Origin of the sequence: Ketobacter sp. MCCC 1A13808 (assembly GCF_009746715.1) — a bacterium.
Lineage (GTDB): Bacteria > Pseudomonadota > Gammaproteobacteria > Pseudomonadales > Ketobacteraceae > Ketobacter.
Genome location: NZ_VRKW01000016.1, coordinates 73705 through 81879 on the forward strand (window position 1 = coordinate 73705; position 8175 = coordinate 81879).

An 8175-nucleotide genomic window follows, 5' to 3' on the forward strand; every position below is an offset into this window, starting at 1 on the left:
CGGTTGCCACGTCAATTATCGAGGTTTCTGTGCCTCGTATTCGTTAGCCAAACAAGCAAATATTGCACCATTTTAGAGCTTGGCGGGTGGTTGTGGGGCGGTAGCGAAGGTGATCCCCTTAAAAATTATAAAAATCAATGAGATGAAAAATGCTGTAGAGGATTTTAGCTGCCGATTATGGTGTGTATCCATTTGATTTTCGCACCACAAGAGAACTTTAGGGTTGTTTGGGCGCTATATTGGTGCAAAAAATGCCTTCTTCAGGGCGTCATAAACTGTCCTGCGACCGTTATAATTCATCATAATTCGCTGTCATCGTTAGGGTATAGTGAGCCCAGAATTCAATTTCTGTGGAGCTTTACCGTGCCGATAAATCGAATGTTACTGACACTGCTGCTGGTCATAATGAGCGCTTGTTCAGAGCCGGAACAGGCCGGCCGGGCCAGCTCACCGGCACCTACTGGGGTTGAAACTGCGCCGTCGGGCGATGCTGAGCCGAACGGTCAAGCAATACAGAGTGTCGCGAGCCTGAACGCTCGTTATGCCGATACTGGGTTGCGGGTGCTGGACGTGTCGGAACGGGAGTGGAAAGGACGAAATATGCTGGCGGTAACCCTGTCGGTGCCGCTGGATACGGAGCAGGACTTACAACCTTTCTTTTCGGTTAACACGGATAACGGTCGGGTGGTGGACGGTGCCTGGGTCACCTCGGATGATAAGAAGATGGCGTACTTCACTGCTACCCAACCCAAAACACAATACGAGGTATCTGTGCACCGGGGTCTGCCGGGATTGACCGGCGCCACGCTAGAGCTATCGACCAGCCAGAAAATTAAAACCCGCAATATCAATCCCAGCGTCAGTTTTGCATCCAAAGGCAGTGTATTGCCGGCTGGATTAAGCAGCGGCATTCCGGTAAGTGTGATCAATGTGAAAGAAGTGGATATCCATTTCCACCGTATCAATCCGCAAAAAATGAACCTGTATTTTTCCAGTATTCAAAACAGTTACCATCATCGCTTTCGCGGGTTTTCTCAACTGAGTAGTTGGGGGGAGTTGGTTTATAGCGGTCGCTTTGTGCTGGACCCGCCGGCCAATACCCTGACCACCCAATCCATTGATGTAGAGGGGATCGATGAACTGGCGCAACCGGGTTTGTATGTGGCGGTGATGGAGATTCCCGGCAGTTACGATTACCAGCAAAGCAGTACGCATTTTGTGGTGACGGATATTGGTTTACAGGCTAGGGACTATGGCAATGAGTTGTGGATAATGGCGTCCTCATTGACCACCGCGAAACCGATAAAAGGTTTAACGGTGCAATTGTTGGATGATAAAGGCAATGTGATTCAGGAACGAAAAACCTCGCCCCAGGGAGATGTACAGTTTACGGCTAAAAATAAAGAGGCTCGTTTGCTGGTGGCGCACAACAACAAACATACCGCTGTGTTGGAGCTTACAGGACCGGCTCTGGACTTGTCGGAATTTGATTTGGGTAAGCGTCCGCAGTTGCCGCAGGAAGCGTTTGTTTATACACCCCGAGATTTATATCGCCCAGGTGAGACCGTGGATTTCAATATTTTGCTACGGGATGGCGACGGCCGGTTAACGCAAAAACAAAACCTGAATGTGCGCATCCATACACCCGATGGACAGGTGGTACAGCAAGCCATTTTGGTGTCCCAAGACTTGGGTTTTTACCAATATCAATTTACTTTGCCCGGTAACAGTGCCACCGGCAATTGGACTTTTGATATTAGTAATCTGGCATCCGGAGTGGTACATCATCGTTTTAAAGTGGAAGAATTTCTTCCGGAGCGATTGGTTCTGCAGTTTAATCAGGGAAAACAGACGCCATTGGTATTTAACAGTCAGGAGGCTGTCCGTATTCCCCTGAACGGCATGTATTTATATGGTGCACCGGCAGCAGGGAATCGGCTCAGCAATCGTGTACAGATTGGTTTATTGCGGCAACCAATGGATAAGTACAAGGGCTTTCTGTTCGGTAATGAGCTGGATAATATCAACGATAAAAAATTTGAACTTGCAGATCAATTTCTGGATGACGAGGGCAATGTCATCGTGGATATCGGGCGCCGTTGGGAAAAAGCCAAATCCCCTTTGCAGGTTCAACTCATCAGCAGTTTGTATGAAAGCGGCGGGCGTCCCGTAGTTCGTAGTTACCGGGCGCAGGTCTGGCCCAAGGAGCCCATGCTGGGCGTGAGGCCTTCTTTTGGTGAAAAAAATCCGGATGCCAATTCCGAGGTGACCTTTGATGTAATTAGAGTGGATTCAAGTGGTAAGCAGTTACCATCCGGGCAGGTGCAGGCCAATCTGGTTCGGGAAGATCGGCAGTATTTCTGGTCGTACGATGATAATAACGGCTGGCATTATGAGTATACGGAGAAAGAATACGTTGTCGCCGCAAAAAATATTGACCTGAGAGCAAACGAAAACAACCAGGTACAATTTAACGTGGATTGGGGGCGCTATCGTTTAGTAGTAACAGACCCGGTAACCAAGATGGTTACCAGTGTCCGCTTTCAGGCCGGTGCCGACTGGTACTCCCGCTGGCAGGAAAATCAACAGTCTGATCGCTCTATGCGACCGGATGCGGTAACCCTGGCCCTGGATAAGGAAGCGTATAAAGCAGGGGAGACGGCAAAATTAAGCATCAACAGTCCCCATGCCGGCGACGCCATTATTATGGTGGAATCCGATCAGCCTTTATGGATTAAGCGTGTCACTCTGAAGGAAACCCAAACCAGTATCGACATTCCCATCGATGCAGCCTGGAATCAACATAATCTTTATATTTCAGCAGTCGTGCTGAGGGGGGCGAGCCGCAAGCAACAGATCACGCCAAACAGAGCTTTCGGCTTGCTGCATCTGCCGTTGGATCGGAGCCCGCGGGCATTACAAGTCCGAATAGACGCACCGGATAAAACCAGACCGGATGCAATGCTGGAAAGTCAGGTGGTTGTGACTGATGCGTCCGGAAAGCCCTTCGCCAATGGCTATGTGACGCTGGCTGCGGTCGATGTCGGAGTGTTGAATATCAGTGATTTCACAACCCCGGATCCGTTTCATGGGTTTTTCGGGCGACGACGATACGCTGTTGATAGCCGTGACCTGTATGGCAAAGTGATAGAGTTAAACGAGTTTGATAAAGCTCGAATCCGTTTCGGTGGCGATGCGGACCTGAGTCGTGGTGGTAAAGAGGCGCAAGCGGATGTGCAGATCGTTTCGTTGTTCAATGGGCCTGTGAAATTAGACCAACAGGGCAGGGCGCAGGTCAACTTTCCGTTACCTTATTTCAACGGCAAACTGCGTCTGATGGCTTTGGCATTCGGCGCGGCGCAGTTCGGCAGTAGCGAACAGGAAACCACGATTGCAGCACCGCTGGTGACACAACTTAGTTTGCCGCGTTTTCTGGCACTGGATGATCAGGCGCAAGGCGCGTTGGATCTACACAATCTTAGTGGGCAGGATCAGCAGTTAACGGTGGAGATCGAAACCGGTGCCGGATTGACGCCTGCTACTCAGACTCGAACCATTCAACTGCAGCAGGATCAAAAGACAACGCTGACCTTTGCTTTGCACAGCGCAGCAGTTGAACCGGGTAAAGTGCGTATCCATGTTACCGGCGCAGGGTTCCGCGCAATTGATCGAGAGTGGCAGTTAAATATCAGGCCAGGCTATGCGGCTGAATCACGTTCACAAAAAGCGGTTCTGAGTGAATCTGAAACGGCATCCCTGGGGGCTGAATTGATGGCGGGCATCCACCCGTCCAGTGCCGAGATGATAATGTCGCTGGGTAACAAAGCCGATTTGGGTTTGCCTTCCCAGATCCAGGGTTTATTACGATACCCCTACGGCTGTCTGGAACAAACCACCAGCGCCAGCTACCCCTATGCTTATGCCAGTGAGCAGATTCAGCAGCGTTACAATATGAAAAAAGTCTCTGAACTTGCGCGTAAGAAACGGATGGATCAAGCCTTTACCCGAATCGCCGGGATGCAGTTGAGCAACGGTGGATTCGGTTTATGGAGCGATGACTCACCGGAGCAGCACTGGCTTACGGCTTATGTTGCGGACTTTATGCTGGTTGCAGAAAAGCAGGGCTATAGTGTGCCGAAGAGCCTGCGTGATGCCACCTTTAAACGGTTAAAAGGTTATATTCAAAGCGGAAACGGATTGTTTGAAAACCGCTACAGTGAAGACATCGATCATTATCGTTTTGCTTATAAAGCCTATGCGGCCTACGTGCTGGCAAAGGACAATCAGGCATCACTGTCATCCATACGCATTTTGCACGATCGCTACCGTAAAAACAGTGCTTCCGGTTTGCCATTATTACAGTTGGGTATTGCACTGCAATTAACCGGTGACAAAGCCCGGGCTGAAGTTGCAATTAACGAAGCTTTACTCAAGCAACGTTTACCAAATCAATATCTGGGCGACTACGGCAGTGTGATACGGGATCAGGCCTGGATCATTTATTTGTTAATGGAACAGGGCATCCATAAAGACTATGCCTTAGAGCTGAGTTATTCCCTTGCCGACGAGATAAAGGCGCAGCGGTGGTTGAGCACCCAGGAACGCAATGCGTTATTCATGGCGGGGCTGCAACTCGAGGATAGCCTGGTTGATGCCTGGTCTGCCAAGGTGACGATGAACGGTGATAGTGAGACCATGAAGGAATCCGCTAATGTGTATCGTCAGTGGCAGGACGGTAACTTTCCTTTGCCTATCGAAATACATAACACCGGCAAAGGCCCGATCCGAGGTTCGGTAGTTGTGTCCGGATACCCTACGGAAAAGCCCGAGCCGCTAGAAAATGGCTATCAAATTGAGCGCCAGTACTTTAACGATGAAGGCCAGCCGATAGAGTTTGATCAGGTTCGCTCCGGTGATCTCGTGCTGGTTCATCTAAGCGTGAAATCAGATGTCCGCGCGCAGGATTCTTTGGTAATTGATTTGATTCCTGCTGGGTTTGAATTGGAAAATCAAAATCTGAAGCACGCTACAAAGCTGAGCCAATTTGAAGTGGATGGCAAAACCCTGGAAACCTTATTAAGTAACAGCAAGATTCAGCACCAGGAATACCGCGATGATCGCTATGTTGCTGCGGTGGAGCTGTGGGGCGCACCCTATCATTTATTCTATATGATGCGGGCGGTGACTCCGGGCGAATACCGGATTCCGCCTCCCTATGTGGAAGACATGTATCGGGCTGAGCGCCGGGGGCTGGGGGACTCTCCTGAGCGTGTTAAGGTGCTGCCCAGGTGAAGTACAAAAAGAATACACAGTGGATAGCCGGTAGCTCAATAGCGATATTGGTTGCCGCACTGTTCACTTTGGACGCACTGTTCCCGTTAAAGTTACCCCACCATCAGGCCAATCTGTTCGCCAGAGTGGTAACCGATAGTCAGGGCATGCCGTTACGGGTGTTTCCAGATGCACAGGGAGTGTGGCGTTATCCCATCTCGCTGGATCGGGTATCACCGCTTTATGTGCAAGCGCTGCTTAGCTATGAAGATCGCCATTTCTGGATTCATCCTGGCGTGAATCCGTTTTCCATGTTGCGGGCAGTGGGGCAGGCATTGTGGCACCAAAAATATGTGTCAGGCGGCTCCACGATCACCATGCAGGTAGCTCGTCTATTGCATCCCAACACCCGTAGCATTCGCGGCAAACTGTATCAGATGACTCGCGCATTTCAGCTGGAGTGGCATTTCACCAAGAAAGAAATCCTGCAAATGTATCTGGATATTGCGCCTTTCGGCGGTACCATCGAAGGGGTGCAGGCGGCGTCCTACGCGTATCTGAATAAGCCTGCTGTGGAATTAACCCATGCTGAAGCAGCGCTGTTAGCGGTGCTGCCCCAGTCACCCACCCGATTCCGTCCTGACCGAAATCCGCAACCAGCGCAGATTGCACGGAACAAAGTTTTACAACGCATGCTGACATTGGGTGTATGGCAGCAAAAAGAAGTTAGAGATGCGATGCAGGAAACGGTTTACGCCAATCAATTGCAGGCACCAAACCGGGCGCCGTTGTTGGCTCGCTCATTGGTAAAAAAATATAAGAACAGTGCACTGTTGCACAGCACTATTGATGGTGATTTACAGCGCAGCCTGGAAGATTATATCAGCCGTTACCGTAACCTGCTGCCCAAGCACAGCACGTTAGCGTTACTGGTAGTGGACAATAAAGACGTGTCGGTTCGTGCTTATGTCGGCACCGCTGAATTCGGTAATCAGGAACGTTTCGGTTATCTGGATATGGTGCAGGCGCAACGTTCTCCCGGTTCGACACTGAAACCTTTTTTATATGCCATGGGAATAGAGCAGGGGCTGATTCATTCGCAATCGCTATTGAGCGATGTGCCCCGAGCGGGTTTATCCTATCGGCCTTCTAATTTTAGTGGTGGTTTCAATGGGCCTGTATCTGCTACTGAGGCCCTCAGGCGTTCACTGAATTTACCCGCCGTTGATTTATTAGAGCAATTGGGGCCAAATTATTTTGCAGGTCGCTTGCAGCAAGGTGGGTTGAATCTATCTATTCCCGGTAATGGACAAGCGGGCTTAGCGTTGATCCTGGGGGGAGCAGGAACCAGTCTACAACAGCTTGTTGAAGCCTATAGTGCCTTGGCCCGTAAAGGACAAAGCGCCCAGTTGCGTTTTCGTCAGAATGATCCTTTGAAACCCCGTTATCTGCTGGATCCCGGGAGTGCCTGGATTGTCTGGAAAATCTTACGGGATACACCGCGACCGGATCGTTTACATACCTTTCAATCGATGCAAAGCCATCCGGCCATTGCCTGGAAGACCGGAACCAGTTATGGATTCCGGGACAGTTGGTCCATCGGCGTGAGTCAACGGTATACCGTGGGTGTCTGGGTGGGAAGACCGGATGCTACGCCCATGCCCGGACATTATGGCGGGGAAACAGCAGCACCGTTAATGTTTGATGTGTTCGAACAGCTGCAGCCTGGTTCACTAATGACAGCCGAAGAGGAACTGCCAAAACCTGATTCGGTGTCTCAGGCCGTTATTTGCTGGCCGCTGGGAACCGAGTACAAGCGAGCAGATGCGCCTTTCTGTGATGAAAAGCACATTGCCTGGATACTCGATCAAACCATTCCACGAACAGTGATGCAGGGTCAGAATCCGCTAACCATTCGGCTGGATGCTCACTCAGAAAAGCGAATAGCGGGGGGTTGCAGCAGTGCGGAAACGAAGCCCATGCGGGTCGCCCTCTGGCCTGCGCAATTGGAGCCCTGGCTGGATTACCAGCAAAGGCGACACTATCGAATTCCAGCCTTAGACCCCCATTGCCCCCAAAACGATGGCCTGTCACTGGCACTGCCCAACATCACCGGAGTGGAAGATGGCAGTCGTAGGCAGGTATCGTTTACTCGATCGTCCGGAAAACATCAATTGATGCCCGCAGCGGATTTGGGTGTTTCTGGTGGCGCAGGGGAATTCAACTGGTATATCAACGGTCACTATCACTATCACAGCAAGGCAAACCAGACTGTTCGCCACCCGTTCAAGAAGTCAGGCCGTTACGAAATAGTGGTGGTGGATGAACAGGGTCAAACCGATCGTCGTTCGATCACGATTGAAGAACGGCAACGGTAAACCAAAAGGAGTCGTCATTGGATAGTGCCGGATTTTCTGCTATCGATTGGAGCCAAGCTATCAGAATGGGGTGGTTCCGGGGAGTGGCTTTTACAATGGTATGTTCGGTCCGGGTACCGGGTCTTTTTTTCTATGGCGGGCATAGCCTGCAGGGCACAGGAATTTATCGAATCGACAGCCTCTGCCAATGCTTTGAATTTATTATGAATTCCGATAAACCAAAACCACAGCATAAAATACACATACACTTCGTAACAAACTCTCACATCTCCACTTCAATTCGGGGTGTTCGCCTGTGTGTATCCCGTTTTTCCTGGCTTTGAAGTGCATAAACCCAATCAAATCAGGTGGCTTGGACAATAATGTCCCCTTAATGCCCAATAACAAAACGCTACATTGAGTTGGGTAAGCAATGGGATGGACTCCTCCTTACCACTCCGGCATCCACGTGCCAAAATAGTGAGTGAACAGGTAGGCATTGTGAATATGAGGAGAATCCCAAATGAATATTATCCGCGTTGGTGTT

The 8175-nt window shown here is 50.3% G+C and carries 2 protein-coding genes; both read left to right on the top strand.

The genetic code is table 11. From position 1 onward, the window contains the following. The first annotated feature begins 363 nt into the window (after positions 1 to 363). Positions 364 to 5292 (top strand): alpha-2-macroglobulin family protein, encoded by a 4929-nt coding sequence (locus FT643_RS20155; RefSeq protein WP_198043742.1) that lies wholly within the window; start codon positions 364 to 366, stop codon positions 5290 to 5292. Next, entirely contained in the window at positions 5289 to 7649 is a 2361-nt protein-coding gene (gene pbpC, locus FT643_RS20160) for a penicillin-binding protein 1C (RefSeq protein WP_198043744.1), read from the top strand. Before FT643_RS20155 ends, pbpC begins: the two co-directional genes overlap by 4 nt. Positions 7650 to 8175 lie beyond the last annotated feature (526 nt).